Annotated in this window: 27 protein-coding genes and 1 riboswitch; of the genes, 9 read left to right on the top strand and 18 right to left on the bottom strand. The window is 74.1% G+C overall.

Translation table 11 applies throughout. The features are described 5' to 3' along the window. The first annotated feature begins 26 nt into the window (after positions 1 to 26). The 4 genes from FHX81_RS29110 to FHX81_RS29095 all read left to right on the top strand — a co-directional run bounded on the left by FHX81_RS29110 (position 27) and on the right by FHX81_RS29095 (position 4,688). Complete coding sequence (locus FHX81_RS29110) at positions 27 to 977, top strand: helix-turn-helix domain-containing protein (protein ID WP_141981249.1); 951 nt, start codon at positions 27 to 29, stop codon at positions 975 to 977. Between the two features lie 66 nt (positions 978 to 1,043). Beyond that, positions 1,044 to 1,556, top strand: coding sequence for a hypothetical protein (locus tag FHX81_RS29105; RefSeq protein ID WP_141981247.1), 513 nt, complete (start codon positions 1,044 to 1,046; stop codon positions 1,554 to 1,556). 224 nt (positions 1,557 to 1,780) lie between these two features. Beyond that, entirely contained in the window at positions 1,781 to 2,758 is a 978-nt protein-coding gene (locus FHX81_RS29100; protein WP_141981245.1) for a serine protein kinase RIO, read from the top strand. A 457-nt stretch (positions 2,759 to 3,215) separates the two neighbouring features. Continuing rightward, entirely contained in the window at positions 3,216 to 4,688 is a 1,473-nt protein-coding gene (locus FHX81_RS29095; protein WP_246108020.1) for a DEAD/DEAH box helicase, read from the top strand. Between the two features lie 60 nt (positions 4,689 to 4,748). Here FHX81_RS29095 and FHX81_RS29090 read toward each other — a convergent pair whose 3' ends face one another. Further along, positions 4,749 to 5,756 carry an epoxyqueuosine reductase gene (locus tag FHX81_RS29090; protein WP_141981241.1) on the bottom strand — a complete coding sequence of 336 codons (1,008 nt, stop codon included), beginning with the start codon at positions 5,754 to 5,756 and terminating at the stop codon, positions 4,749 to 4,751. A 79-nt stretch (positions 5,757 to 5,835) separates the two neighbouring features. Between FHX81_RS29090 and FHX81_RS29085 the strand changes: the two genes are divergently transcribed. Next, positions 5,836 to 6,294: a winged helix-turn-helix transcriptional regulator gene (locus FHX81_RS29085; protein ID WP_141981239.1), complete on the top strand. Its 459-nt coding sequence runs from the start codon at positions 5,836 to 5,838 to the stop codon at positions 6,292 to 6,294. A 311-nt stretch (positions 6,295 to 6,605) separates the two neighbouring features. On the opposite strand, the gene FHX81_RS29080 is transcribed toward FHX81_RS29085, so the two are convergent. Continuing rightward, on the bottom strand, positions 6,606 to 7,460 hold the full coding sequence (locus FHX81_RS29080) for an ArsR/SmtB family transcription factor (RefSeq protein ID WP_246108019.1): 855 nt from the start codon (positions 7,458 to 7,460) through the stop codon (positions 6,606 to 6,608). A gap of 173 nt (positions 7,461 to 7,633) precedes the next feature. On the opposite strand from FHX81_RS29080, the gene FHX81_RS29075 reads away from it, so the two are divergent. Then, complete coding sequence (locus FHX81_RS29075) at positions 7,634 to 8,575, top strand: hypothetical protein (protein WP_211363593.1); 942 nt, start codon at positions 7,634 to 7,636, stop codon at positions 8,573 to 8,575. On the opposite strand, the gene cobA is transcribed toward FHX81_RS29075, so the two are convergent. The 11 genes from cobA to FHX81_RS29020 all read right to left on the bottom strand — a co-directional run bounded on the left by cobA (position 8,520) and on the right by FHX81_RS29020 (position 19,722). Next, positions 8,520 to 9,737, bottom strand: a complete 1,218-nt coding sequence (cobA, locus tag FHX81_RS29070; RefSeq protein WP_141981235.1) for a uroporphyrinogen-III C-methyltransferase — start codon at positions 9,735 to 9,737, stop codon at positions 8,520 to 8,522. The genes FHX81_RS29075 and cobA overlap by 56 nt on opposite strands. A 46-nt stretch (positions 9,738 to 9,783) precedes the next feature. Continuing rightward, positions 9,784 to 10,497: a PIG-L deacetylase family protein gene (locus FHX81_RS29065; RefSeq protein WP_141981233.1), complete on the bottom strand. Its 714-nt coding sequence runs from the start codon at positions 10,495 to 10,497 to the stop codon at positions 9,784 to 9,786. A gap of 9 nt (positions 10,498 to 10,506) precedes the next feature. Then, positions 10,507 to 10,773, bottom strand: a complete 267-nt coding sequence (locus tag FHX81_RS29060) for a hypothetical protein (RefSeq protein WP_141981231.1) — start codon at positions 10,771 to 10,773, stop codon at positions 10,507 to 10,509. Positions 10,774 to 10,843: 70 nt separating this feature from the next. Beyond that, positions 10,844 to 11,635, bottom strand: coding sequence for a S1 family peptidase (locus tag FHX81_RS29055; protein WP_141981229.1), 792 nt, complete (start codon positions 11,633 to 11,635; stop codon positions 10,844 to 10,846). A 99-nt stretch (positions 11,636 to 11,734) separates the two neighbouring features. Further along, positions 11,735 to 12,994: a cobalamin biosynthesis protein gene (locus FHX81_RS29050; protein WP_141981227.1), complete on the bottom strand. Its 1,260-nt coding sequence runs from the start codon at positions 12,992 to 12,994 to the stop codon at positions 11,735 to 11,737. After that, positions 12,991 to 13,833 (bottom strand): bifunctional cobalt-precorrin-7 (C(5))-methyltransferase/cobalt-precorrin-6B (C(15))-methyltransferase, encoded by an 843-nt coding sequence (locus FHX81_RS29045; RefSeq protein WP_141981225.1) that lies wholly within the window; start codon positions 13,831 to 13,833, stop codon positions 12,991 to 12,993. Before FHX81_RS29045 ends, FHX81_RS29050 begins: the two co-directional genes overlap by 4 nt. Before the next feature lies 1 nt (position 13,834). Next, on the bottom strand, positions 13,835 to 14,920 hold the full coding sequence (locus FHX81_RS29040; protein ID WP_141981223.1) for a cobalt-precorrin-4/precorrin-4 C(11)-methyltransferase: 1,086 nt from the start codon (positions 14,918 to 14,920) through the stop codon (positions 13,835 to 13,837). Positions 14,921 to 14,985: 65 nt separating this feature from the next. After that, positions 14,986 to 16,359 carry a cobyrinic acid a,c-diamide synthase CobB gene (locus FHX81_RS29035; protein ID WP_141981221.1) on the bottom strand — a complete coding sequence of 458 codons (1,374 nt, stop codon included), beginning with the start codon at positions 16,357 to 16,359 and terminating at the stop codon, positions 14,986 to 14,988. Beyond that, complete coding sequence (gene cobO / locus FHX81_RS29030; protein ID WP_141981219.1) at positions 16,356 to 16,970, bottom strand: cob(I)yrinic acid a,c-diamide adenosyltransferase; 615 nt, start codon at positions 16,968 to 16,970, stop codon at positions 16,356 to 16,358. The genes FHX81_RS29035 and cobO overlap by 4 nt, the downstream gene beginning before the upstream one ends. Before the next feature lie 10 nt (positions 16,971 to 16,980). Next, the gene (locus FHX81_RS29025) at positions 16,981 to 18,942 is read right to left on the bottom strand and encodes a putative cobaltochelatase (RefSeq protein WP_141981217.1); all 1,962 of its coding nucleotides are present in this window, start codon (positions 18,940 to 18,942) and stop codon (positions 16,981 to 16,983) included. A 57-nt stretch (positions 18,943 to 18,999) separates the two neighbouring features. Beyond that, positions 19,000 to 19,070: riboswitch (cobalamin riboswitch) on the bottom strand. 73 nt (positions 19,071 to 19,143) lie between these two features. Further along, positions 19,144 to 19,722 carry a TetR/AcrR family transcriptional regulator gene (locus tag FHX81_RS29020; RefSeq protein WP_170232210.1) on the bottom strand — a complete coding sequence of 193 codons (579 nt, stop codon included), beginning with the start codon at positions 19,720 to 19,722 and terminating at the stop codon, positions 19,144 to 19,146. A 97-nt stretch (positions 19,723 to 19,819) separates the two neighbouring features. On the opposite strand from FHX81_RS29020, the gene FHX81_RS29015 reads away from it, so the two are divergent. After that, positions 19,820 to 20,719 carry a quinone oxidoreductase family protein gene (locus tag FHX81_RS29015; protein WP_211363592.1) on the top strand — a complete coding sequence of 300 codons (900 nt, stop codon included), beginning with the start codon at positions 19,820 to 19,822 and terminating at the stop codon, positions 20,717 to 20,719. Here FHX81_RS29015 and FHX81_RS29010 read toward each other — a convergent pair. Further along, entirely contained in the window at positions 20,639 to 21,871 is a 1,233-nt protein-coding gene (locus FHX81_RS29010; protein ID WP_211363591.1) for a cytochrome P450, read from the bottom strand. The genes FHX81_RS29015 and FHX81_RS29010 overlap by 81 nt on opposite strands. Positions 21,872 to 21,907: 36 nt before the next feature. Between FHX81_RS29010 and FHX81_RS29005 the strand changes: the two genes are divergently transcribed. After that, positions 21,908 to 23,086, top strand: a complete 1,179-nt coding sequence (locus tag FHX81_RS29005; RefSeq protein WP_170232209.1) for an 8-amino-7-oxononanoate synthase — start codon at positions 21,908 to 21,910, stop codon at positions 23,084 to 23,086. Here FHX81_RS29005 and FHX81_RS29000 read toward each other — a convergent pair. After that, positions 23,040 to 23,498, bottom strand: a complete 459-nt coding sequence (locus FHX81_RS29000) for a GNAT family N-acetyltransferase (protein ID WP_141981211.1) — start codon at positions 23,496 to 23,498, stop codon at positions 23,040 to 23,042. The two genes, FHX81_RS29005 and FHX81_RS29000, sit on opposite strands and share 47 nt — an antisense overlap. A 20-nt stretch (positions 23,499 to 23,518) precedes the next feature. Next, positions 23,519 to 24,238 (bottom strand): serine protease, encoded by a 720-nt coding sequence (locus FHX81_RS28995; RefSeq protein WP_141981209.1) that lies wholly within the window; start codon positions 24,236 to 24,238, stop codon positions 23,519 to 23,521. A gap of 176 nt (positions 24,239 to 24,414) precedes the next feature. On the opposite strand from FHX81_RS28995, the gene FHX81_RS28990 reads away from it, so the two are divergent. After that, positions 24,415 to 25,023 carry a LysE family translocator gene (locus FHX81_RS28990; protein WP_141981207.1) on the top strand — a complete coding sequence of 203 codons (609 nt, stop codon included), beginning with the start codon at positions 24,415 to 24,417 and terminating at the stop codon, positions 25,021 to 25,023. Between the two features lie 57 nt (positions 25,024 to 25,080). Here the strand turns inward: FHX81_RS28990 and FHX81_RS28985 are convergent, their stop codons facing one another. Next, positions 25,081 to 25,830, bottom strand: a complete 750-nt coding sequence (locus FHX81_RS28985; protein WP_141981205.1) for a S1 family peptidase — start codon at positions 25,828 to 25,830, stop codon at positions 25,081 to 25,083. Between the two features lie 72 nt (positions 25,831 to 25,902). Further along, positions 25,903 to 26,925 (bottom strand): M48 family metallopeptidase, encoded by a 1,023-nt coding sequence (locus FHX81_RS28980; RefSeq protein ID WP_141981203.1) that lies wholly within the window; start codon positions 26,923 to 26,925, stop codon positions 25,903 to 25,905. Between the last annotated feature and the right edge of the window lie 6 nt (positions 26,926 to 26,931).

The following is a 26,931-nucleotide window of genomic DNA, read 5'->3' as shown; positions in this document are numbered from 1 at the left end:
AAAATCCTGCCAAGTAGGGTGGCGGCATGCTGCGCACCGTTGCCGCCGTCGTCATGGACGGCCTCGCGCCGTTCGAGTTCGGCGTGATCTGCGAGGTCTTCGGCATCGACCGCACCGACGACGGCGTGCCGCCGATCGACTTCCTGGTCTGCGGCGAGCACCCCGGCGAGCCGATCCGCACCAACGTCGGCGCGTCCCTGATCCCCGAGCACGGCCTCGACGCGCTCGTCGAAGCCGACCTGGTCGCCGTGTCCGCCGTGACGACCCGCGACGAGTACCCGCCACGCCTCCTCGAGGCCATCCGCGAAGCGCACGCCAGGGGCAGCACGCTGCTGTCGGTGTGCAGCGGCGCGTTCCTGCTCGCCGAGGCCGGCCTGCTGGACGACCGGCCCTGCACCACCCACTGGCACCACGCCGCCCAGTTCGCGCGGCGCTACCCCCGCGCCAGGCTCGACCCGGACGTGCTGTTCGTGGACGACGGCGACATCGTCACCAGCGCGGGCACCGCCGCGGGCATCGACGCGTGCCTGCACGTCATCCGCCGCGAGTTCGGCGCCACCGCCACCGCCACCGTCGCGCGCCGCATGGTCGTCGCGCCGCAGCGCGAGGGCGGCCAGCGCCAGTTCATCGCGCTGCCCGCGCCGCCGAACCGGGCCGACAGCCTCCAGCCGCTGCTGGCGTGGCTGCAGGACCGGCTGGACCAGGAGCACACCGTCGCGAGCCTGGCCGAGCGGGCGAGCATGTCGGAGCGCACCTTCGCCCGCCGCTTCGCCGCCGAGACGGGCACGACACCGCACCGCTGGCTCACCACCCAGCGGGTGCTGCGCGCCCGCCAGCTCCTGGAAGAGACGGGGCTGTCCGTCGAGGACGTGGCCCACCGCTCCGGCTTCGGCACCGCAGCGTTGCTGCGCCACCACTTCACGACCGTGGTGGGTGTGCCGCCAAAGGATTACCGGCGGTCTTTCGCCCACCGCTGACCGCCGTTTGCGTGACGGAGCGTCGGGATCTGTCACCTGTCGTGAGGGTGGTGACAGAATGGCCGGGTGACTCCCGACACACCCGGCGACACCTCGTCCCCCACGTCCCCGGAGCCGGTCACCCCCGGCCGGTTGCGAGAGGTCGTCGAGGACCTGAAGACCGACGCGCTCGACGCGCCGGAAGCGCTCAAGCGGGTGTGGTCGGGGCTGTGCCTGGCCCGGCTGCTCGGCCTGCGCCTGGCCGGGACCGACCCGACCTGGCAGCAGCGGCGGCTGAACGCGGAGTCGGTGGAGCACCAGCTCGCGCACGACCTGGGCACGTCGGCCACGTTCGCCGACACCGCGCTCACCTTCCCCGACGGCCCGACCCCCGACCCGCTCGCGGCGGACGAGGTGGACGACGCCGTGGCCGCGCTGGTCGAGTTCAGCGGCACGGCCCGGCAGCGGATGCTGGCCGTCGCGCCGCGCGCCACCCAGTGGCACGACGAACGCGTGCTGCGGCACGACTCGCTGGTGATCCGCCAGCTCGGGGCCGCCTGGCTGGGCGAGCGCGGCAGCTACCGGCTGGAGACGCGATAAATCGGTTGCGCCCGCGCCGAGCGGCCGGGCACCCTCTGCACGTACGCGCAGAGCGCCGGTGGTGGCAGACCACGGCGGAGTCGAGGAGGTGCCAGATGGCGACAGCTGTCCGGGACGTGGCACCGACCCGTCCGCTCGCCCCGCTCGCCTGACGCGAACCCGCGCGAAGGACCACACCGCGCCGGGTGGGGGCGATCACTCCCACTTCACCTGGAGCACATCCAGTGCGCGAGCACGAGCAGTACACCGAGTTCGAATCCGAGTTCGACCACGCCGACGACCTGAAGTGGCGTGCCAAGAAAGCGAAGAAGGCCGCCTCCCGCCGGGAGGGCGAGGTCGAGCCGGGCCGTCGCGGCCGGCTCACCGAGGAGGCCAAGGACCGGCTCGCCCAGATGCGGGAGGACGCCGTCGCGGCGGACACCCCGCCGGAGGGTGACCGCTGGTCCACCTGGGGTGACGCCGACCAGGGCCCGAAGCCGCACCCGGAGTGGCTGGTCACGGACCTGTCCGCGGTGGACCGCGAGCTGGGGGTCGTCAAGACCGGCAAGGAGGCGGACGTCTTCCTGCTGGAACGCGCGATGCCCGGCACCGACCGGTCGTGCCTGCTGGCCGCGAAGCGGTACCGCAGCAACGACCACCGGCTGTTCCACCGGGACGCGGGCTACCTCGAAGGCAGGCGCATGCGGCGGTCGCGCGAGATGCGCGCGATGGCGAACCGCAGCGCGTTCGGCCGCAACCTCATCGCCGAGCGGTGGGCGGTGGCCGAGTTCGCCGCGCTGGCGACGCTGTGGCAGCGCGGCGCGCCCGTGCCGTACCCGGTGCAGCGCGACGGCACCGAGCTGCTGCTGGAGTTCGTCGGCACGGACGGCGCCGCGGCGCCCCGGCTGGCGCAGCTGCGGCCGGAGCCCGAGGAGCTGCTGGGCCTGTGGCGGCAGCTGGTGGACGCGTTGAGCGTGATGGCGTCCGCCGGGCTGGCGCACGGCGACCTGTCGGCGTTCAACCTCATGGTGCACGACGGCCGGCTGGTCGTGATCGACCTGCCGCAGGTCGTGGACCTGGCGGCGAACCCGCGCGGGCCCGAGTTCCTGGAGCGGGACGTCCGCAACGTGGCCGGCTGGTTCACCGCGCGCGGCCTGCCGCCGGAGCTGGCGGAGCCGCGCGAGGCCACCGAGATGCTGCTGGACGTGGCCGGCCTGCGCTGACCGGCGGGTCGTGGACGAGCTCCGGGCCGGTGCCGGCCCGGAGCTCGCACCTACGGGAGGTCGAACGCGCGGGGCGGTCACCGCGCCGATCGCCGTTGCTCCGTTCAGTTGGTGGGTGCTCCGTCGACCCGACCGGGTGACAATCGCGGCGCACCCCCTCCCAAGTGCTCTTTTGCGCTTCACGGTGATCGTCGGCGGGGCACTCGGGATCAGCCGGCCCACCACCCGTGTGCGCGAGAACACCGCCGGGATGACGAACCACGGCCCGTGATCAGCTAGACTGAGTGGTGCACCGCCCGGTGGCGCCACAGAGCGCCCCAGGCCGCCAGAGTGGCCGGTGGTGCTTCCCAACCACTATCGGCGCGATCCGCGCGCCGGGCCCGTCCCCGCGATCGCGCCTGCTCAAGCAGAGCAATCCTCGAGACGTGCCGTGTCCCGGAGGTTTGTTTTGCCGACAATGTCCCAAGGCCGTTCCGAGCGCCCGCAGTTCCGCAAGCCCCGCAGCAACAGGCGCCCTGGCCAGGGCAACCGTCGTCCCGCTCCCGCCGTGGAGCAGGCGACCACCATTCCCGAACACGTCGAGAGCACCGTGCCCGAGGGCCCGCTGCCCTCGTTCGCCGAGCTGGGCCTGTCCGACGAGCTGCTCCGCGCGCTCGAGCAGGCCGGCATCACCGAGCCGTTCCCGATCCAGGCCGCCACGCTGCCCGACGCCATGGCCGGCCGCGACATCCTCGGCCGCGGCCAGACGGGCTCCGGCAAGACGCTGGCGTTCGGCCTGGCGCTGCTGTCCCGCCTGACCGGTGGCCGGGCCAAGCCGCTCAAGCCGCGCGCGCTCGTGCTCGTGCCCACCCGTGAGCTGGCGATGCAGGTCGAGGAAGCCCTCAGCCCGTTCGCCCGGTCGCTGGGCCTGTGGTGCCGCACGGTCGTCGGCGGCACGTCGTTCCCGCGCCAGGTCGACGCGCTGCGCCGCGGCGTCGACCTGCTGATCGCCACGCCCGGTCGGCTGTCCGACCACGTGCGGCAGGGCACGGCCGACCTGTCCGAGGTCATGTTCACCGCGCTGGACGAGGCCGACCAGATGGCGGACATGGGCTTCATGCCCCAGGTCCGGGCCATCCTCGACCTCACCCCGCAGAACGGCCAGCGCCTGCTGTTCTCCGCGACGCTGGACGGCGACGTGGACAAGCTGGTCCGCCAGTACCTGCACGACCCGGTCGTCCACTCGGTCTCGCCGCCCACCGGCAGCGTCACCACCATGGACCACCACCTGCTGTTCGTGTCCGCCGAGGACAAGCAGAACGTGGTCACCGAGGTCGCCGCGCGCGAGGGCCGCACGATCATGTTCGTGCGCACCAAGCACCACGTGGACCGGTTGGCCAAGAAGCTGCGGTCGATGGGCGTGCACGCGGGCGCGTTGCACGGCGGCAAGGCGCAGAGCGCGCGCACGCGCGTCCTGACCCAGTTCCGCGAGGGCACCATGCCGGTGCTGATCGCCACCGACGTGGCGGCGCGCGGCATCCACGTGGACGACGTGAGCCTCGTGGTGCACGTCGACCCGCCGGCCGACCCGAAGGACTACCTGCACCGCGCCGGCCGCACGGCGCGCGCCGGGCAGTCCGGCACGGTCGTCACCCTGGTCACGCACGACCAGCGGCGCACCGTGCAGGGCCTGACCGCGCGGGCGGGCGTCCGACCGACCTCGACCAAGGTCCGTCCCGGTGACGAGGAGCTGGTCCGCATCACGGGCGCTCGCGTGCCGAGCGGCATCCCGGTGGTCGAGCCGGAGGTCCCCGTGCGCGCTCGTCGCGGCGGTGGCGGTGGGCCTCGTCGCAGTGGCGGCGCCGGGGGTGGCTTCGGCGGGTTCCGCGGTGGCCGGTCCGACCGCGACCGGAGCGGCTCCGGCCGTCCGCGCCGGGTGGCGCAGCACTAGTTCTCCGATGTGACAACGGCACCCCGTCCGGTTGGGCGGGGTGCCGTTGTCGTGCGCGGGTCAGTGCAGGCCGTTGGACACCTGGCGGACGGTCTTGTGGGGGAAGCGCTTGCGGACGTGGGCCTCGGCGGGGGAGCCGGGGACCACGTAGACCGGTTCTTCCTTGTCCTGCAGGGGTTTGACGACGTCGGCGAGGAAGGCCCTGCGGTCGTCCAGGAACGGCCCGATGACGTCCTCCCCCGCCGGGCACGCGGCCATGCAGTAGGCCGCCTTGTAGTTCGGGCGGAACGCCAGGCTCTGCCACATCGACGCGGACTCCGACGGTGACACGCGGCGGCGGTAGTCCTCGCGGTCGGTGCTGTCGGCGACGTTCTCCACCCAGTCGGTGAAGCCGCTCATGAACTCGCGGTAGTTGTGGGTGTAGCAGTCGAGGACGTTGAAGGCGCCGTCCTTGGAGATCGCGCCGACCGGGCACGCCGCCACGCACAGCTTGCACTCCAGGCACGGGTTGAAGTCGAGCGGCGTCGAGTGCTCGTCCACCTCGAAGTCCACCACGACGGTGCCGAGGAGGACGAAGTTGCCGAACTTCGGGTGGATCAGGTTGCGGTGGATGCCGATCCGACCCAGCCCGGCCGCCTGGGCGACGAGCTTGTGCGAGATCACCCAGCCGCGACCGGGGAAGTCGTCCATCTCCTGGGGGAAGGCGGAGGCCGGGTGCACGGCCCGGTGGCCGGCTTGCTGGAGCGCCTTGGCGAGCCGGTGACCGACCGCGTCGGCGTCGTCCAGGGTGTGGTGGAACTCGGTGTTGGCGATGCTGCGCAGGGGGCTGCGGACGTTGTCGCGGTTCATCCGGACGCAGAACGCGATGTAGGTGCGGGCGTTGGGCAGGGCCGTTCGGGCGTGGTCGCGGTCGACGGCCAGCTCGGGGAGGTCCACGGGGACGAAACCGACGTCGTCGGCGCCGGCTCGCCGGGCCAGGTCGCGCAGCCAGGCGGTGGTCGGCGGTGGTGTCGGGGTGCCGGGGTTGGCCCGGACTCGGCGCGCGGTCGGGTGGTCTTCGATTCGCATGACTGCCCCTTGGCTGAGTTTCTATCGTGAACTTAGCGTGGCTGGGTTTCGATTGACAACCCTGCGGTAGGGTCGGGGTATGGGAGTCGTCATCGAGAACGACCGGTGCTCGATCGCGCGGGCGCTGGTGCTGCTCGGGGAGCGGTGGTCGTTGCAGATCGTGCGGGACGTCTCGAACGGGGTGCGGCGGTTCGAGGAGCTGCGGGAGCACCTGGGGGTGGCGCGGAACGTGCTCAGCAGTCGGCTGTCGTCGTTGGTGGACGCCGGGCTGCTGGAGCGGGTGGCCTACCGGGAGTTCGGGGCGCGGCAGCGGTACGAGTACGCGTTGACGGCCGCGGGGCGTGAGCTGTGGCCGGTGTTGATGGCGTTGATGGCGTGGGGTGACCGGCACCTGGCCGACGGGCCGCCTCCGGTGGAGCCGGAGCACGTGGGGTGCGGGGGGAAGGTGTCGCTGGTGCCGGTGTGCGAGCACGGGCACGTGGTGGAGGCGGGCCGTGAGCTCGGGCTTCGGCTCGGCGGGGGTGGCGTGGGGAGTTGAGACCCCGGACGGTCCGGTGCCGGCACTCGATCGGGGGAAGCGTGCAACCCCTGACAACCCGAACCGCATTTCTCACGTTAGCCGGAGAAAACGGCCGGCCCGGCGGCGAGGAGGCGTGGGCGCGGACAGCGGGGAGCGGGTGGCGGGGCCGTCACGGGGGCGACGTGGCCCGGTCGGAACCGGGTGGCGCGCTCACGACGGGGCGGTACGGGACGGGCAGCCGGAGCGGGCTGGGTGGCCCGCGATAGCGGGACGGTGCGGCCAGGGCGGGATGGTGATGGCGCGGTCGTGGCGGGAGCGGTGGCGGGTGGTCAGGTGATGAGGGCGTCGGCGCGGGTGGTGCGCATGTGGAGGACGTGGCGGCCCTCGCGGCGGGTGGTGATCAGGCGGGCGGCGCGCAGGACGGCGATGTGTTGGGAGACCGCGCCGGCGGTGACGCCCAGGGCGGTGGCCAGGTCGGTGGTGCTCTTCGGGGCCTCGAGCAGGATCAGCAGGTGCGCGCGGGTGCGGCCGATCAGGGCGGCCAGGTCCTTCGGGGTGTCGCGGTCCTCCCAGAGGGTGCCGATGCCGCGCGCCGGGTAGCGCAGGACGCCTTGGCCCACCGGGTCCAGGGCGATCCAGGCCTTCGGCCAGCAGAAGACGCTGGGGCACAGCACCAGGCCGTGCTCGGTCAGGTCGACCCGGTGTTCGGGCTTGCGGTGCAGGATCAGTTCGCCGTCGGACCAGGTGACCTCCGGGTGGAGGTCGTGGAGGACGGCTTCGACGCCCTTGTCGGCCAGGGTGGCGGCGCGGGTGGCGATGTCGGCTTCCAGGACCGCCGTGATGCGCTGCCAGTGGGGTGCGATGAGCCGGTCGTGGCAGTGGCGCAGGGTGGTCGCTTCCGGTTCCGGGACGTGGCGCAGTTCGGTGTCCAGGTCGGGCATGCGGGCGTCCGGCACGGGCATCAGGTCGGCGGGTTTCACCCGGCCGTCGAGCCGGTCCAGCAAGCGGTCCAGGTCGGGGATGTCGGCGAGGCGTTCCCGGGCCCAGCGCACCCAGGGCAGGTGGACGGCGTGGGCGCCGGGGGTGCGCAGGCCGTCGACGGCCATCACGGTCTCGAACACCGGCGAGTAGGCGAACCTCAGCCTGGCCAGTCCCACTCCGGCGAGCCGCACCCACACCGCCACGACGTCCTCCCGCGACCATTGTCCCATCCGGACTGCGGCGCCCCCCACCTCCCACGGGCGTCTTCCCCACCTCCCGCGGTGGCCTGCCCCACCTCTCGCGGCGGCCTGCCCCACCTCGCATGGCCGGGTTGGCACCAGTGATCCCGGGCGGGCGCCCGACCAGGCTTTGCGGCATGACGAAGACCTGGCACCGGCCCACCCTGTGGTTGGCCGTGGTGATGGCGGTGGGCGCGGTGGGGTGCGCGGTGGCGATGGTGCTCGACGGGAGGGTGCTCCAGGGATCACCGTTGTGGGCCAAGCCGTTCAAGTTCGCCGTGTCGTTGGCGGTCTACTCGGCGACGCTGTCGTGGATGCTCTCCCTGCCGCACCGGGCGCGGCGGTGGACGTCGGGGGCGGCGACGGTGATCGCGGTGATCATGTTCGTGGAGGTCGGGCTCATCGCCTTGCAGGCCGGGCGGGGCATGTTCACGCACTACAACAGCTCCGACGACCCGTTGAACCGGTTCGTGCAGCTCACGTTCGGCACGGCGATCCCGGCGATGTTCCTGACCAACGTGGTGCTGGCGCTGGTGCTGTCGTTCCAGCGGTTCGCGCGGCCGGACGTGCGGTTGGCCGTGCGCAGCGGGCTCTGGCTGGCGATCCTGGGCATGGCGTCGGGGTACCTGATGGTGGGGCCGCACGAGCGCGTCCCGGCGGTGGACGCCGGTGGCCGCGAGGTGGAGCTGGTGGGCGGGCACAGCGTCGGCGTGGCCGACGGCGGCCCGGGGCTGCCGCTCACGGGCTGGAGCACGACCGGCGGTGACCTGCGGGTGCCGCACTTCTTCGGGATGCACGGGTTGCAGGTGATGGTGCTGCTGGTGCTGGGCCTGGCGGCGTCGGGCCTGGCGGAACGGGTGCGCACCCGGGTGGTGGCGGTGGCCGCGCTGGGCTGCACCGGGCTGTTCGCGCTGCTGGTCTGGCAGGCGTTGCGCGGTGAGCCGCTGGTCCACCCCGGCGGCACGACGTGGGCGGCCCTGGGTGGGCTGGTGGTGGTCGTGGCCGCCGGGGTGGGCTTGGCGCTCAGGAGCGGAAGGGCAGTTCCGCCGCCAGCGCGGCAACCGGTCCCACAACGATGATCGCGGGCGGGCGGATGCCGTGCTCGGCGATGTCGTCGGCGAGGGACGCGAGCGTGGACCGCACGACCTTCTGCGTGCGGGTGCTGCCCTCCTGGATCACCGAGACCGCGGTGTCGCCCGGCCGGCCCGTCATGAGTGCTTGCGCGAACGCCGCCGCCCGCTCCACACCCATGAGGATCACGACCGTGCCGGACAGCCGGGCCAACGCCGACCAGTCGACCAGGGATCGCTCGTCGTCGGGTGCGACGTGCCCGGACACGACCACGACCTCGTGCGCGACGCCCCGGTGCGTCACCGGCACGTCGGCCAGGGCCGGCACGCCGAAAGCGCTGGTCACGCCGGGTACCACGGTGACGGGCACGCCTGCCTCGGCGCACGCGATGAGCTCCTCGAAGCCGCGCCCGAACACGTACGGGTCGCCGCCCTTGAGGCGGACCACGAACCGGCCGGCCTTGGCGTGGTCGACCAGCGTGGTGTTGATGAAGTCCTGCGTCGCGGCGCGCCCGTAGGGGATCTTGGCCGCGTCCACGACCTCGACGTGCGGTGGCAGCTCGTCCAGCAGCTCGCGCGGCGCGAGCCGGTCGGCGACCACGACGTCGGCCCTGGCCAGGAGCCTGCGGCCGCGCACGGTGATGAGGTCGGGGTCGCCGGGTCCGCCGCCGACGAGGGCGACGCCGGCGGGCTGGTCGTGGTGGTCGGCGATCGAGCCGTCGCGCAGCGCGGTGAGCAGGCCGTCGCGGACGCCCGCGGAGCGGCGGTGCAGGCCGCCGGCGAGGACGCCGACGAGCAGGCCGTCGTGCTCGCCGACCGCCGGTGTCACGGCGGTGCCCTTCACGGCCACGTCGGCGCGCACGCAGAACACGCGGCGTTCTTCGGCGTCGGCGGTGATGCGGGCGTTGACCTCGGGTGACGACGTGCAGGCCAGCACGTACCAGGCGCCGTCGAGGTCGCCGTCGGCGTACTCGCGGGCGTGCCAGACGGCTTCGCCGCCGTCGACGATGCCCTGGACCGCCGGGGTCACGTCGGGGGAGATGACCTCCACCCTGGCGCCCGCCGCGACGAGCCTGGGCAGCCTGCGCTGGGCGACCGTGCCGCCGCCCACGACGACGACCCGCCGGCCGGTCAGGTCCAGGCCCACGAGGTAGTGCTGTTCACCGTGCATGGGTAGAAGCATCCACACCAGGCATGTCCTGTCCAACCCGGGTGCTTCACATCACGAGAACCTCGAAGGTGGTGGCGAGGCCGCCGCCCGACCGGAGGCCCGCCCGTTCGGCCTCGCGGCGCAGGAACGGCTCCGGTTCGGCCATCTCGCCGCTCAACGCCGCCAGGTACGCGCGGTGCTCGCGCAGGGACGCCACGCCGAGTGCGAACGTGTCGGTGATGTCGACGGCGTGCCCGGCCCGGGGTGAGCCGCTGACCGCGACGAACCGGACGCCGTTCCAGGGTTCCAGGTCCAGGTCGCGGAACACCCACCGGTTGGCGGCGTCGCGGACGGCGTCGATGACGGCCTGGCCGACGACCCGGTGGTCGGCCATGTTGAGGAACCCGCCGGGGAACGTGTCGTGGTGGTTGCCGGTGATGACGACGTCGGGTCGGTGCCGGCGGATGGCGGCGGCGATGTCGCGGCGCAGCGGCAGGCCGGGTTCGACCACGCCGTCGGCGTGGTCGAGGAACTCGACGTGGTCCACGCCCACGACGGCGGCGGCCGCGACCTGTTCGCGGACCCGCAGCGGACCGGCTCGGTCGGGTGGCAGGGTGTCGATGCCGGCTTCACCGCGGGTGGCCAGGACGTAGGCGACGTGCTTGCCCTGGGCGGTCCAGCGGGCGATCGCGCCGGACGCGCCGTACTCCAGGTCGTCGGGGTGGGCGACGACGGCGAGCGCCCGTTCCCAGTCTTCCGGCACCGGTTCGAGGTCGGCCATGGTGCGACGCTACCGCTGTTCGATCCAGGCGTTGGTGGCGGTGGAGCGGCAGCGGATCCTGGTCCGGCCGGTGCCGTTGCTGATGGACAGCCACGAGCTGTCGACGGTCGTGCCGTCGGCGCAGGAGGCGAGCAGGCGGAACGTGCCGCGGCCTTCGCAGCGTCCGGTCGCGGACGTGCCGTCGACCGCCGTGGAGCACGAGTGCAGTCCTTCGGCGGCGGTGGCGACGCCCGGTGCGGCGAGCAGCAGGAGCAGCATCACGAGTAGTTGGCGCATGGTGCGGATCGAACACGCCGGACGTGCCCACGGCCGGGAGGACACCCGGTCGTGGGCACGTCGCGGGTGGTTACAGCTGCGCGGTGATCACGGAGTAGTAGGAGGCGATCCGCGCGTACACGCCCGGGTAGCCCGCGAGCGCGCAGCCGCGGCCGAACGAGGTGGCGCCGATCAGCTTGCCGCCCGCGACGAGCGGGCCGCCGGAGTCGCCCTGGCAGGTGTCGGTGCCGCCCTGCGGGTAGCCGGCGCAGACCATCGAGGTCGGGCTGTAGTTGGAGTAGGCGGTGCGGCAGGTCGAGTCGGACGTGACCGGCACGGTCGCGCCGAGCAGGTACCGCGACGCCGAGCCGCCGGAGGACGTGGTGCCCCAGCCGTAGATGCGGGCGCTGGTGCCGGCCGCGTACAGGGCGGTGTCGCTCGGGGTGGCCAGCGGCAGGTAGGTGGAGTTGATGTTGGTGCCGAGGGTCAGCACGGCGACGTCGTAGCCGGAGCTGGCGGTCCGGTAGCTGGGGTGGACCCAGATCCGGCTCACCGTGGCCACGGTGCCGGCCGTGCTCTGCTTGTCGTCGCGGCCGTGCACCACGCGGGTGCTCGACGCGCTGCGGCCGCTGACGCAGTGCGCGGCCGTGACGACCTTGTTGGCCTTGACGAGCGTGCCGCCGCAGAACTGGCCGCCGGTGCTGGTGGCCAGGTACACCACCCACGGGTAGGTGCTGGTGGACACGCGGGAGCCGCCGACGATGAACGGCGACACGCCGGTGTCGGACGAGGTCTCGGCCGAGGCGGGCGCGGTGGTCATGAGACCGACCGCGGCCACGGTCGCGGCCAGGACGGTGAACAGGCGACGCAGGGTTTTCGCCATGTCGATCCTTCCGGTGCAGGGGCGCCCGGTGCGGGCGCTCCTCCAGCTAGGACCAAGACGACGGAAGCGACAACCGCCTTTCGACGGTCCGTCGGAACTTCACAGTTGACGAGCGACTCCGGTCACGCGGACGACATCCGCGCGAATCGGCCCGGAAACAACCGGCCCGGCACCGGCCTCGACGAAGGCCACGGCCGCGCCCTCCTCGGCCAGCCGGACCGCGCCGTCGGCGGCGACCCGCGTGCCCGGCCGCAGCAGGTGCCGCACCTGGTCCACGCACTCGGCGCGGCCGACCACGACCGACGCGCGCCTCAGCTCGGCCTCGGCGCGCGGCGTGCGCTCGTCCGCGTCACCCGGTCCGAGGCCGACCAGCGCGAGCCGGCCGCGGGGCAGGACGCGGGCGGCGGCGACGGTCACGCCGGCGCCCTTCACCTTCTCCGCCGCGATCTCCACCCGTCCTCCGGCGGACAGCTCCATCGCGCCGCGCAGCGCCGCCGCCTCGGCCACGCTGGGGATGTCGATGGCCAGCTCCGCCGGGTTCGGCACGGGGATCACGGCCAGTTCCTCGCCGGGGTAGGCGAGCAGCGGCGCGGTGGTCGAGTCGTGCCAGAAGCCCCAGTCCTCCAGCGCGTCGGCGATGCCCTGTTCGGCGACCTTGCGGTCGAGCGTGGCGAACGCGCGGACGGCGCGCAGGTCGAGCCCGCGCTTCTCCTCCAGTTGCGCCAGCGCGGCCGACACCGCCGAGGCCGGCACGCCGGTGCTCGACCCGACGCCCACGACGAGCGTGCGCGGCACGACCCGCACCACGCGGTCGTCGGCCGGTCCTTTGGGCACGCGGTCGTCCACGAGCACGGTCCACGCGGTCTCGTGGCCGGATCCGACGACGTTGTCCGGCAGCGCGGGCAGGGGGAAGCCGAGCGGGTTGGCCAGCAGCACGGGCTCGCCGAGCCGGATCGCCTCGCCGCACGCGGCCAGGTCGCCCTCGACCGTGGCGTCCAGCAGCTCGACGAGTTCGTCGAGCGGTGAGCCGGCCGACGCGGACGTGGTCACGGCGTGGGCGCCGAGCACGTCGGCGACCCGTTCGGCCAGGGTGTCCGCGCCGCCGAGCAGCGCCACGGCGAAGCCGCCGTCGACGCACACCACGCCGGGGTCGGCCCGTTCGTCGCGCAGCAGCGGCGCGACCAGCCGCACGGTCGGTTCCGTGCCGAGGAAGAGCACCGCGGAGCCCAGCCGGGGCCACAGGGCGCGCAGCGCGGGTCCGATCGGTCCGTCGGGCACGACCGCGTCGGGGCCGAGGAAGCCGGCCAGTTCGACCGCGGCGCGTCGGTTGCGCTCGCCGGCGGCGAACACGCCGATCACGCCTTCTTCACCCCCCACAGCACGGTCACCGGGTTGGTGGCGAGCAGCGTGCCGCCGGTGAGCCGCGCGGCGGACACCTGGCTGCCCTCGACCTCGTACCCGGCTTCCAGCAGGGCGTCCCGGGCGGGCAGCACGCGGTCCAGGTCGGGGGTCGCCACGACGACCCGCCGCGCGCCGGAGCGCACGCTCTGCCGCACCACGTCCGCGCCGCCGCCGCCGACGAACACCGCGTCGGGTCGGGGCAGTTCGCCCGCCTGGCCCAGTTCGGCCTCGACCACGCGCACGTCCACGCCGTGCGCGGAGGCGTTGGCGATGATGCGCACGCACTGGACCGGGTCGCGTTCCACCGCGACGACGGCCGCGCCGAGCCGGGCGCACTCGACGCCGATCGCGCCGGGTCCCGCGCCGACGTCCCAGACCAGCACGCCGGGGCGCGGCGCGAGCCGGGCCAGCACGAGTGCCCGCACCTCGGCGACGGCGGTCATGCCGTCGCGCTGGGCGAAGTCGCCGTCGGGCAGGGCCCAGCCCTCGCCGGTCGGCGCGAAGGTCTGCTCGGCCAGGCACAGGACCGCGCCGGGCTCGGTCCACCGGCGCGTGACCGCGTCCGCCGGGTCCACAGTGGACAGTCCGGCGGCCGAGGCGACCACCAGGGATCGCCGCCACCCGGCCAGGTCCCGGGCCAGTTCGGCCGGGTCGGCGCCGGAGACGACGACGGCGGGCCGGGCCCGGCACACGTTCACCGCGTGCCGCAGGCCCAACGCCCCGGCGTCCACCACGGTGACGTCGTCCCAGGACCGACCGGCCTGCTCGACGAAGCGGTGCAGCGCGACGACGTCCATGTCAGTTCACGCGCTTGTTCTTCTTGGCCCGCGTCCCGGACGGCTTGCGGGGTGTCGTGCTCGCCCGCACGGTGGTGGGAGTGCGCTTCGCGGCGGCGGCCACCACGGGCTTGGTCTTCGGCTTGGCCTCGTCGTCCGCCGGCTGCTCGGCCCCCTCCGGCAGGTCCTGGTCCGTGACGAGGTGGAGCATCGGCTCGCCGACCGGTTCGGGCTTCGGTCGGGCCGCCGAGCGCTTGGTGCGCGCCGTTTCCTGCCAGTCGTGCACGGCCGACCACGCCGCCGCCGACGGCGACTCGCCCGGCTTCGCCGCCGGCCTGCCCGCCCGCTTGGCCCACTTCGACGGCCGGGCGCGGCGCACCGGCTCGTCGCCCTCGACCACGGCGACGCGGCGGCGGGACGCGGGCGGCGCGAGCACCTCGCCGACCAGGAACAGCGTGGTGCGGTAGAGCTTGTGCTCCTTCACGCACGCCTCCAGCTCGCCCACGGTGGTCTGCGCGACCGTCTCGTCGGGCAGGGAAACCTTGTACGCCACCACGACCGGGGTGTCGTCGGCGTAACCGCCCGCGCGCAGCCGTTCGACCAGCAGGCCGGCCCGGGCGCCGGACGCGGAGATCGCCATCGTGGTGCCGTGCGCGGCGAACTCCTCGACGTGCTCGGCGCTCTCCGGGCCGACCAGCAGCAACGACTGGGCGACGTCCGAAGTGGTCAGCTCGCGGCCGACCGCCGCCGCCGCGGCGGACACCTGTGACACGCCCGGCACGACGTCGGTCTCCAAGCCGAGGCGGCGGCACGCGTCCTGCTGGTCGCGCAACCCGCCCCACAGCGACGGGTCGCCCGCGTGCAGCCGCACGACCTTGAGCTTGCCCACCGACGCGCGCCGGTACACCTCGACCACGTCGGCGTCGGTGACGCGGGAGAAGTCGACCAGTTCGGCGTCGGGGCGGGCGTGCTCGCGCACGCACTCGACCTCGATCACGCTCGGGGCCCACAGCACGACGTCGGCCTCGGCTATCCGCTTCGCGCCGCGCACGGTGATGAGATCGGCGGCACCGGGACCGGCGCCCACGAAGGAGACCCGACCAGTCATCACAACTGCTCCCCACGACGTGTTCGGCTTGGTGGGCAAGGACCGTACCGCGCGAGCGCGATCCACTAACGAGTGGCCTCGGAGCGCACGGACTCGCTCGCGCAGGCCCGGACGAACCGCGTCACGGCCTCCGGCGCGGACGCCGGGTGCGTGTGCAGGTACGACGCGTGCACCCGGCCGAGGACGAATCCCTCGGCCACCGGGCGCAGGTCGTGGCCGCGCCACCGCCAGGCCGGTTTCACGCCGTGCGGCACGCTCAGCGCGGTGCGGTGGAACTCGTGCCCGGTGATCCGGGAGCCCGCGCGGGCCAGCACCGAGTCCTGCGGCGCGACGGCGTCGCGGTAGCCGAGGGTGAGCCGGGGTGTCATCGCGCCTTCGGCGTCGATCACGCCGCACATGGGCGCGCCGTCGAGGGAGTTCGCCAGGTACAGCAGGCCGCCGCACTCGGCGTGCACGGGCCCGCCGCCGCGGGCCAGTGCGGCGACGGCGGCGCGCAGCCCCTCGTTGGCGGACAGCTCGGCGGCGTGCTGCTCGGGAAACCCGCCGGGCAGCACGAGTCCCGCCGTGCCGTCGGGCAGGGTCTCGTCGCGCAGCGGGTCGACCACGACGACGTCCGCGCCCGCCGCGGCGAGCAACTCGACCTGCTCGGCGTAGCCGAACGTGAACGCCGCGCCGCCCGCGACCGCGATCGTGGGCGTGCCGGCGACCGGTTCGACCTCGGCGCGCGGGTCCCACGTGGGCACGGCCATCGCGGGCGCCTCGGCGGCGAGGCGGCGCACGGCGTCCAGGTCGACGTGGCGTGCGACGGCGTCGGCGATGGCGGACACGGCGGCGGTGGCGGCCGGTCCGTGCTCGGCGGCGGTGACCAGGCCGAGGTGCCGGGACGGCAGGGCGAACCGGTCGTCGCGCGGCAGCACGCCGAGCACTTCCAGGCCGACCTCGGCGCACGCGCCGCGCAGCACGTGCTCGTGCCGCGCGGAGCCGACCTGGTTGAGCACCACGCCGCCGAGCCGCACGGTCGGGTCGTAGCCCCGGAAGCCGTGCAGCAGGGCGGCGAGGCTGCGGCTCTGACCCCGCGCGTCGACCACGAACAGCACGGGCGCGGACAGCAGCTTGGCGACGTGCGCGGTGGACCCGACGCCCTCGGTGTCCACCCGCCCGTCGAACAGGCCCATCACGCCTTCCACCACGGCCAGGTCGCAGCCGCGGGCGCCGTGCGCGAACAGCGACGCCACCCGGTGCTCGCCGACCATGACCGGGTCGAGGTTGCGGCCCGGTCGGCCGGTGGCCACCGAGTGGTAGCCGGGGTCGATGTAGTCCGGGCCGACCTTGAACGGCGCGACCCGGTCGCCCGCGCGCCGCAGCGCCGCCATCAGGCCGGTGGCCACGGTGGTCTTGCCGCTGCCCGAGGCGGGTGCGGCGACCACCAGCCGGTTCACCACTCGATCCCCTTCTGCCCCTTCTGGCCCGCGTCCATGGGGTGCTTGACCTTGGTCATCTCCACGACCAGGTCGGCGGCGTCGACGAGCTTGTCGGGCGCGTACCGGCCGGTGATGACGACGTGCTGGTGCCCGGGCCGGCCGGTCAGCGCCTCGACCACCTCGTCCACGTCGATCCAGCCCCAGTGCATCGGGTAGGTGAACTCGTCGAGCACGTACAGGCCGTGCCGCCCGGCGGCCAGCCGGCGGCGGATCTCCTGCCAGCCCTCGCGGGCGGCGGCGGCGTGGTCGTCCTCGGTGCCCTGCTTGCGGGTCCAGGACCAGCCCTCGCCCATCTTGTGCCACTCGACCGGTCCGCCTTCGCCGGTCTGCTCGTGCAGCCGGCCGAGCGCGCGGAACGCCGACTCCTCGCCGACCTTCCACTTGGCCGACTTCACGAACTGGAAGACGCCGATGGACCAGCCCTGGTTCCAGCCGCGCAGCGCGAGGCCGAACGCGGCGGTGGACTTGCCCTTCATCTCGCCGGTGTGCAGCACGACCAGCGGCCGGTTGCGGCGCTGGCGGGTGCTCAGGCCGTCGTCGGGGACGACGGAAGGTCGACCTTGGGGCATCTCGGCGCTCCTACGCGGCTCGGGCCGCGCGCACGACGCCGGCCACCTGGTCTGCGGACAGTTCCTCAAGGCGCACGCACGCCGCGTCCAGCGCGCCCGCGACCCGTGCGGCCAGGCCGAGCCGGACCGGGCCGTGCTCGCAGTCGACCACGACCGACGCCACCCGGTCGGCGGCCAGCAGGCCGGCGGCCCGCAGCGCGTCGCGCAGGGGGTCGCCGCCCGTGCCGGCGGCCGTGGCGCGGCCGTCGGTGAGCAGTACGAGCAGCGGTCGGCGGCGCGGGTCGCGGACCCGTTCGGCGGCCAGCACCCGGTGGGCGCGCAGCAGGCCGTCGGCCAGCGGCGTGCGGCCGCCGGTGCGCAGGGAGCGCAGCCGGGCCGCCGCGGCGTCCACCGAGTTCGTCGGCGGCAGGGCGACCTGCGCCTCACGGCCGCGGAACGTGACCACGCCGACCTTGTCCCGCCGCTGGTAGGCGTCGCGGAGCAGGGAGACCACGGCGCCGCTGACCGCGGACATCCGCTGCCGGGCGGCCATCGAGCCGGACGCGTCGACCACGAACAGCACGAGGTTGCCCTCCTTGCCCTCCCGCACGGAGAGCCGCAGGTCCTCGCCGCGCAACCGCAGGCCGGGACCGCTGCGCCCCCGGGCGGCCTGGTGCGGCGCCGCGGCGGCGAGCGTGCCGACGAGGTGCAGCCCCGATCCATCCGCAGTGGACGGTCGGACCACCCGCCCGGTGCGGGCACGGGCCCGGGAGCGCTTGCCCGGCGCGCCTTCGCCGACCCCCGGCACCTGCAACAACCGGGCGCGGAACGCGGGGGCGGGGGCGGGGGCCGGCGCGGGCGGGCGCTCGGCCGCACCGCCGCCGGCACCCGCACCGGAATCGTCCGGAGTGGACTCCGATGGCTCGTCGGGCAGCGACGAGCCGCCGCCGTCGTCGTCCGGGCCCTCGGGCTCGCCGTCCTGCGCGGCTTCGGCGCCCTGGCGGAGGGCGTCGTCCAGCTGCTCCTCCTCCAGGCCGGGCTCGTCGAACGGGTCGCGGCGCTTGCGGTGCGGCAACGCCAGCCGCACGGCCGCCTCCACGTCCTCCTCGGCCACCTCGACGGCTCCGCGCCAGGCGGCGTGCGCGGTCGCCGTGCGGGCCACCACGAGGTCCGCGCGCATCCCGTCCACCTCGAACGCGGCGCAGATCGCGGCGATGCGGCGCAGCTCGGCGTCCGGCAGCACGACGTCCGCGAGCCGCTCGCGCGCGGCCACGATCCGCCGGGCCAGCTCCCGGTCCGCCTCGGCCCACCGGGCGGCGAACCCCTCGGGGTCCGCTTCGTAGGCCAACCGCCGCCGCACGACCTCGGTCCGCGTCGGCACGTCCCGCGACGCGCGCACCGCGACCGTGAGGCCGAAGCGGTCCAGCAGCTGTGGCCGCAACTCGCCCTCCTCCGGGTTCATGGTGCCCACCAGGAGGAACGACGCGGCGTGCGAGACGGATACGCCTTCGCGCTCGACGTGCGCGCGGCCCATGGCGGCGGCGTCGAGCAGCAGGTCCACGAGGTGGTCGTGCAGGAGGTTCACCTCGTCCACGTACAGCACGCCCCGGTGGGCGGCGGCCAGCAGACCCGGCTGGTAGGCGCGCACCCCCTCGGTCAAGGCGCGTTCCAGGTCGAGCGAGCCGATCAGCCGGTCCTCCGTCGCGCCGACCGGCAGCTCGACCAGGCGCGCGGGGCGGCGTTCGGCGACGTCGCCGTGCGGCCCGTCCGGGCAGTCGGTCGGCACGGCCGGGTCGCAGCCGAACCGGCAGCCGGGCACCACGTCCAACGCGGGGAGCAGCGCGGCGAGCGCGCGGACCACGGTCGACTTCGCGGTGCCCTTCTCCCCTCGCACGAGCACCCCGCCGATACCGGGGTGCACGGCGTTGAGCAGCAGGGCCGTGCGGAGGTCGTCGTGGCCGACGACAGCGGAAAAGGGGAAACGCGCGCCCATGCGGCGGTGTCCTTCCTCGGGTGTCCACGCCCGTGTCCGGTCGATGAGTCGGGGGTCGAGTTCCTGACTCCCGGCTCCTCGGTCCGGTCACAGTGGCGGGACCGTGCCGGATTCGCACCGGCTTCCTCGCGCACCCCTCTGCAGCCTGGGCATCGTCGCACCTCGAGCCGGCAGGTCCAAGCTCCGGGCGGGCGAGGACGATCACACCGGCGGCGTGGCCGCCCACCCGGCGGTCAGCACGTCCCGCGCGAGCGACAGCACGCCGGCGCGCACGCGGGGCACGCCCAGGCCGCACTCGTGGACCAGGTGGCGCAGCACGTCGGCGCGGAGCTGGGCCAGCAGGGCGTGGGCCAGGTACTCGGCGTCCGCACCCGGCCTCACCTGGGCGATCAAGGCGACCAGGCGCTGGTGGGTGAGGTCGGAGCCCGAGTCGCAGGCGATGCTGCGCGAGGACACCCGTTCCAGCGCGGTCACCAGGGGCAGCGCGGCCAGCACGTGGTCAAACAGGGTGGCCACGAACGTGATCACCCTTTCCTGCGCCGGGACGTCCGACGCTTCCAGCAGCGCCGCGGACTCGGCACGCCAGGTCTGCGACGTCTCGTCCACGACGGCCCGCACGAGCCCGTCGCGGTCGCCGAACCGGCGGAACACCGTGCCCTTGCCCACCCCCGCGGCGGCGGCCACGTCCTCCATGGAGAACCCGTCGGGGCCGTGGTCGGCGATCAGGCGCGCGGCGGTGGCCAGGATCGCGGCGCGGTTGCGCTCGGCGTCCTTCCGCATCGCCGTCCTCCCGGAGCTTGACAAAAGTGGACCGGCGGTCCGTATCGTAGCGGACATGAAGCGGACCGGCGGTCCGCTTGAGCTCACGGGAGGCGTTGTGCGAGCGGTGCGGTTCCACGGGTTCGGTCCGGCGGACGTGCTCGGCGTCGAGGAGGTGCCCGAGCCGGTCCCGGGCCCGGGCCAGGTGCTGGTCCGCGTCACGGCGATCGGCGTGAACTACGGCGAGACGCTCATCCGGTCGGGCAAGGCCACGGAGGTCGTGCCCTGGTACGACCTGGCGCCCGGCGCGCTCGGCGGCGAGGTGGTCGGCGTGACCGAGGACGGCAGGCGGCTGATCGGGTTCGCCCTGGGCGAGGGCTACGCGGAGCTGGCCGTGCTGCCCGAGGACGCCGTCGAGGTGCCCGACGACCTGTCCGACCACGAGGCGCTGGCGCTGTACCTCCAGGGCGCGACGGCCATCGCGGCGGTGGACGCGGTCCGGCTCGCCGCGGGCGAACGGGCGCTGGTCGAGGCGGCGGCCGGTGGTGTCGGCAGCCTGCTCGTGCAGGTCGCGGCACGGGCGGGCGCGACCGTCGTGGCCGCCGCACGGGGTGAGCGGAAGCTGGCGCTGGCCCGGGACCTGGGCGCGCACGAGGTGGTCGACTACGGCGAGCCGGACTGGCCGGCCCTGGTCGAGCCGGTCGACGTGGCGTTCTCCTCGGTCGGCGGCGCGGCCGGCCGGCAGTCGTTCGAGCTGTTGCGGGACGGCGTCGGCCGGATGGCCGTGTTCGGCTTCGCGAGCGGCGAGCCGCTGGACGTGACGGCGGCCGACGTGTTCCGCAAGGGCGTCGCGCTGGTCGGGTTCGGCATCCCCATCACCCCGGCCAACGTGCGGCGGGCGTTCACGTCCGGGCTGCGCCCGGTGCTGGGCGAGGCGCTACCGCTGGCCGACGCCGCCCGCGCCCACGAACTGCTGGAAGGCCGCGCCACCACCGGCAAGGTCGTCCTGGTCCCCTAGCTCGACCACCACGCTCACCGGCGCGCGGAACGACAGCAGCCCCAGCATCGGCGGCCGGTCCGCCGAGGCCAGGCGCAGGCGCGGGAACCGCCGCGCGGTCTCCCGCAGCACCACCTCCGCCTCCAACCGGGCCAGCCCCGCGCCGAGGCAGAAGTGCCGGCCGAAGCCGAACGCCAGGTGCCTGCGGGCGTGCGGCCGGGCCGGGCAGAACCGCTCGGGCTCGGCGAACACGGCCGGGTCCGAGCCGCTGCCCGCCAGCATCAGCAGCAGCGGCGCGCCCGCCGGGACCGCCACCCCGGAGAGCGTGACCGGCTCGGCGGCGACCCGCCGCCACGTGCTCACCGGCGGGTCCCGCCGCAGCACCTCCTCGACGCACCCGGCGGCCACGCCCGGCTCGCCCAGCCGCGACCACAGCCCGTCCTCGCGCAGCACCGCGTGGAACGCCGCGCACAGCAGTTGCGTCGTCGTCTCCTGCCCCGCGATGAGCAGGAAGTAGCACAGCCCCGCCGCGTCCCGGATCGGCACGTCCTGCGCGCGCAACGCCGCGAACAGGTCGTCGCCGCCCGGGTCGGCGGCCTTGATCCGGGCCGTCAGCCACTGGTGGAACGCGGCGGCGGGCCGCGCCAGCTCGTGCTGCCGCTCCGGCGTGACGTCACCCCAGAACAGCTCCAACGACGCCGTGCTCCACGCCTTGAGCGCGTCGACGTCCACGTCCCGGATGCCCATGACCTCCAGCAGCACGGTCGCGGGCAGGTCGCGGGCCAGCGCCGGGTGCAGGTCGACCCGCCCGCTCAGCCGGTCCAGCCGCTCCGCCGCCAGCTCGGCGATCCGCGGCCCCACCGCCGCCACCCGCGCCGGGGTGAGGAACCGGGCCACCAGCCGCCGCAGGTCGGCGTGCGTCGCGGTGCCGTTGTTGGCCAGCGTCGGCGGCAGCGAGAACCCGGCGCGGGCCAGCACCCGCAGCACCGGCCGCGGGATCGGCACCACCGCGGTCAACGCGTTGTCCGGGTGGAAGCGGCGCGGATCGGCCAGCACCGCGCGCACGTCGTCGTAGCGGCTGACCAGCCACATTCCGGTGCGCTCGTCGCGGTGGACCGGCGCGTCCTCCCGCAACGAGCGCAGGTCGGCAGGCTCCGGCTGGAAGAGGTCCACGCCGGCACGGTAGCCGCCGGATGCGACACTGCCGGCGTGAGTGTGCGCACAGGTGACTCGGTGTTCGACTGGATCGACACGCGTGCCGAAGCCCGCGCGAAGGCGGGCCTGGCCCGCCGGGTCCGACCCCGACCGGCCGACTCGACCGACCTCGACCTGGCGTCGAACGACTACCTCGGCCTGGCCCGCGACAAGCGGGTGACGGGCGCCGCCGCCGCGGCCTCGCTGCGCTGGGGCGCGGGCTCCACCGGGTCGCGGCTGGTCACCGGCTCCACCGAGCTGCACACCGAGCTGGAGTACGAACTCGCGAACTTCTGCGGCGCGCAGTCCGCGCTGGTGTTCTCCTCCGGCTACGCGGCGAACCTGGGCGCGCTGACCGCGTTGTCCGGTCCCGGCACGGCGATCGTGGCCGACCAGCACATCCACGCGTCCCTGATCGACGGCACCCGGCTGTCCAAGGCGGACGTCGTGGTCGCCGGGCACTGCGACGTCGGCCAGGTCACCCACGCCCTGGCCACCCGCGGCAAGCGGCGGGCGCTCGTGGTGACCGACTCGGTGTTCTCCGTGGACGGCGACCTCGCGCCGCTGGCCGAGCTGGCCGCCGCCTGCCGCGAGCACGACGCGGCACTGGTAGTGGACGACGCGCACGGCCTCGGCGTGATCGGCGAGGGCGGGCGCGGCGCGGTGCACGCGGCCGGGCTGGCCAAGGCGCCCGACGTGGTGACCACCGTGACGCTGTCGAAGTCGCTGGGCGCCCAGGGCGGCGCGGTGCTCGGGCCGAGCCGGGTGATCAAGCACCTGGTGGACACCGCGCGCACGTTCATCTTCGACACCGGGCTCGCGCCGGCCAGCGCGGCGGCGGCGCTGGCCGCGCTGAAGGTGCTGCGCGAGGAGCCGGACCGGCCGGCGCGGGCCCTCGACGTCGCCCAGGACCTGGCGTTCCGGCTGAAGGAGAAGGGGCTGCGGGTCAGCTCGCCCACCGCGGCCGTCGTGTCCGTGCAGGCGCCGTCGCCCGAGGCGGCGTTCGACTGGGCCGAGGCGTGCCGGGCGCAGGGCGTGGTCGTCGGCTGCTTCCGGCCACCGTCGGTGCCCGACCGGATCTCCCGGCTGCGCCTCACCGCCCGCGCCGACCTGTCCGAGGGCGACGTCGAGCGGGCCGTGCGGGTGATCACGGAGACCGGCGCATCCGCAGGTGCGGTATCCCGTCCTCGATGAACTCCGCGCCCTGCGGCTCGAACCCGAACGACGCGTAGAAGTCCGCCACGTAGGTCTGCGCGTCCAGCACGCACGCCACCGGCCCCACCTCGGCGAGCGCCGCCTCCACCAACCGGCGGCTGTACCCGCGGCCCCGGGCGGCGCGGGCCGTGCAGACCCGGCCGATGCGGAACGTGCCGCCGGGCTCCTCCAGCAGCCTCAGGTAGGCCTGCGGGCCGGGTGAGTCGTCGGCCTCCAGCCAGAAGTGCCGGGTGCCCGGCTCCAGGTCACGCCCGTCCAGCTCCGGGTAGACGCAGTTCTGCTCCACCACGAACACGTCGGAGCGCAGCTTGAGCACGGCGTAGAGCTGGTCGGGCGTCAGGTCGGCCGACCACTGCCGGCGCAAGGTCGCCGGGTACGGGTGTGAGCGCACCCCACTGTGGTACCACAGTCTCAGATTCGGTCGGCGTACCGGCTCAGCCGCGTGTAGACGCCCGGCTGGCCGGGCCGGGCGCAGCCGCGACCGTAGGACACGACGCCGACCAGCTCGCCCGCCACCGTGAGCGGTCCGCCCGAGTCGCCCTCGCAGGCGTCCTTGCCGCCCTCCGGGTAGCCCGCGCACAGCATGCCGTCCGGCCGGTAGTCGGGCACGTCGGCGGAGCACTCGGCGTCCGACCGGATCGGCACGTCCACCTCCCGCAGCCGCCGGCTCGGCGCGTCCAGCTCGCCGGTCCGGCCCCAGCCGTGGACCCGGGCCAGCCCCGACGTGGCGGCCGCGACGCGGATCGGCCGGTACGGCAGCGCGGTGGCGAGGGTGAGGGTGGCCACGTCGTCGCCCCGGGACACCGCGGTGAACGCCGGGTGCCGCCACAGCGCGGCGACCTTCACCGCCCGGCCTTCCGCCGTGTCGAGGTCCGCGCGGCCGGCGACGACGGTCAGGTCCGCCGGGCGTCGGTCACGGGTGCCGAGCGCGCTGCGGGACAGCGTGCAGTGGGCGGCCGTGACGACCTTGTCCGGCGCGACCAGCGCTCCCCCGCAGAAGAACGTGCCGCCGTCGTACAGCGCGACCGCCCACGGCGTGGACGGCGCTTCCCGGCCGCCCACGACCGCGTCGGCGGGCAACGCGGACAGGACCAGCACGAGGACGGCGAAGATCGGCGCGCTGATGCGCATGGACCACCCCTCTACGACATGTGGTCGAACGGGCACCGACGGTAGCGGACTGCCGCAGACTGCGACAGCGGGGTATGAGATCCGGAAAATCTGTTGTTAGAGTGCTGTAGCGCCGAAGATTCAACGGCCAGTGAGGCAGATCACGAAGGTCTGTCCGGAACATGAGGGAGGTTTCCATGCACTTGGACTTCACCCAGCTGCCCGCGTTCCTGCTCGCCTGCGCGGTGGTCGTGCTGACCCCGGGCGTGGACGCCTTCCTGCTGCTGCGCACCTCGATGCGGTCCGGCACCCGCGCCGGGCTGCTCGCGCTCGCGGGCATCCACACCGCGGCCTTCGTCCAGGTCGCGCTGGTCATCTCCGGCCTGGGCGTGGTGATCGCCCGCTACCCCGCCGTGCTGACCGGGCTGCGCTGGATCGGCGCGGCGTACCTGCTCTACCTGGCCGTGACGATCACCCGCGGGTTGCTGCGGCGCGCGGACGGCGAGGTGGCGGTGGCCGCCGCGCCCCGACCGTTCCGGCAGGGGTTCCTGACCAACATCACCAACCCCAAGATGCTGCTGTTCTCGCTGGCGTTCCTGCCGCAGTTCATCGGCGCGGGCGACCCGGCGTTCCAGCTCGGGATGCTCGCCGCGGTGTTCCTCGGCCTGGCCGCGCTGTGGGAGCTGACCATCGTGGTGGCCGCCGCGCGCGTCGCCGGATCGCTGCGGCGGCCCGGCGTGACCACGGCGCTGGACGCGGTGTGCGCGGCGGTGTTCCTCACCATGTCGGTCGGGCTCGTGCTGTAGGCCGACCACGAGCCGGCGTGCGGACCCCCGCGACCCGGGGGCCCGCACGCCGCCCGGTCAGATCCGCAGCTGCGCCTCGATGTCCTCGGCGTACCGCTTGACCTCGCTGTAGACGCCGGGCTTGCCCTCACGGGCGCACCCCTCACCCCATGAGGTGATGCCGATCAGCCTCCCGCCGGCCACGTACGGACCGCCCGAGTCGCCCTGACAGGTGTCCACACCGCCCTCGGGGTAACCGGCGCAGGTCATCTCGTCCGGGTCGAACTGGGGGTAGGCGTTCTCGCAGTGCCCGTCGTCCATCACCGGCACCGTCGCGCCCATCAGGTACCGCGACGACGAGCCCTGCTCGCTGGTCCGGCCCCAGCCCAGCACCAGGCCGCTCGTGCCCGGCTCGTACAGCTCCTCGTCGGTCGCCCGGGCCAGCGGCAGCGACGTGAAGCCCACCGCGTCGCGCAACGTCAGCACGGCGACGTCCGAACCCTGGTCGGCGCTCACGTAGTCCGGGTGCACCCAGATGTCGGTGAGCCGGGCGACCACGCCCGCGGAGCTCTGGCGGTCCTCGCGCCCCAGCACCACCCGCGTGTTGCGCGGCGTCCGCATGGCCGCGCAGTGGGCGGCCGTGACCACCTTGGTCGGCGAGACCAGCGTGCCGCCGCAGAACTGGTTGCCGCTCGCGTCGGTCACGTAGACCACCCACGGGTGGTCGTCGATCGACACCCGTTCACCACCCACCACGCGCACGTCCACCGCCGTGGCGGTACCCGCGAAGACCACCATCAACGTCATCAACAACCCGGCTAGCCGCATCGGCCCCTCCTCCTGATCAAAGGCGTCAGGAGGAGGTTAGCCAGAACAGCGCAGCCCGCTGGGCCAAGCAGACTAGTCCGCCCCGGTGAACTTGTCGCGCACCCGGCCCGCCGCACCCGCCAGCACGTCACCGACCTCGTTGAACACCTTCATCAACGGGTCCTCGGACTGGGCCGCGGACTCCTTGTACGACCGGGCCGCCGACTTGATGTCCTCGGTGAACGAGCTCGTCGGCCGGTCGTCCTCGCGGCGGGCGTACGCGCCGGTCAGGATGGCCCGGTACTCCTCGCCCGCCGCCCACTTCTGCAGCTCCGCGGCGCGGACCACGGCCATCGGGTGCGTCAGCGGCCACGTGCGGATCAGCTTGAGCACGCTGTCGCGCACGTCCTCGACCTGCTCGTACTCCTTGGCCTGCTTGAGGAACTCGGCCGTGTCGACCTGGCTGAGGTCCATGCCGCCCGCCATGGCCACGTGCACGCGCAGCGCCGCCGACGGGTCCTGCACGCACAGCAGCCCTGCCCGGTCGCAGGACAGCTCGGTCTTGCGGTACCACTCGCGCAGCGCCGCGATGATCGCGGTGATCGCCCAGTAGCCGCCCGGCATCCAGCCCAGGCCGTGCTGCAACTGCATCAGCCGCTGCAGGATCGTCTGGTACAGCGCGTGCCCGGACAGCACGTGCCCCATCTCGTGCCCGATGGCGAACCGCAGGCCCTCCGCGTCCAGCAGCTCGATCAAGCCCGTCGTGAGCACGATGAACGGCTTGTCGATACCCAGCGTCAGCGCGTTGGGCACCGGGTCGCGGCGGACGAACAGCTCCGGCACCGGGTCGATGTCCAGCGTCGCCGCCGCCTCCAACCGGAGCCGGTCCAGCTCCGGGTACTGCTTCGGGCCGACCCGGATGCTCGACGCCAGGTACCCCAACCGCTCGCCGCGCTCGGTGAACGCGCCCGCCACCGCCTGCAGCACCGGGCCGATGCCCGGCACCGCGCGCAAGACCGCCAACGCCCCCCGGTCGACCGGGTGCTCGTACGCCCGCGGGCTGATGCCCGGGAACCGCACACGCGCGCTCGACCGCTCGATCTCCTCGCTGCTCATGCCCCC

The organism is Saccharothrix saharensis, assembly GCF_006716745.1.
In the GTDB taxonomy this organism is placed as follows: domain Bacteria; phylum Actinomycetota; class Actinomycetes; order Mycobacteriales; family Pseudonocardiaceae; genus Actinosynnema; species Actinosynnema saharense.
The sequence above is the reverse complement of the archived record's forward strand: the minus strand, read 5'-3'. Positions and strand labels throughout refer to the sequence as shown.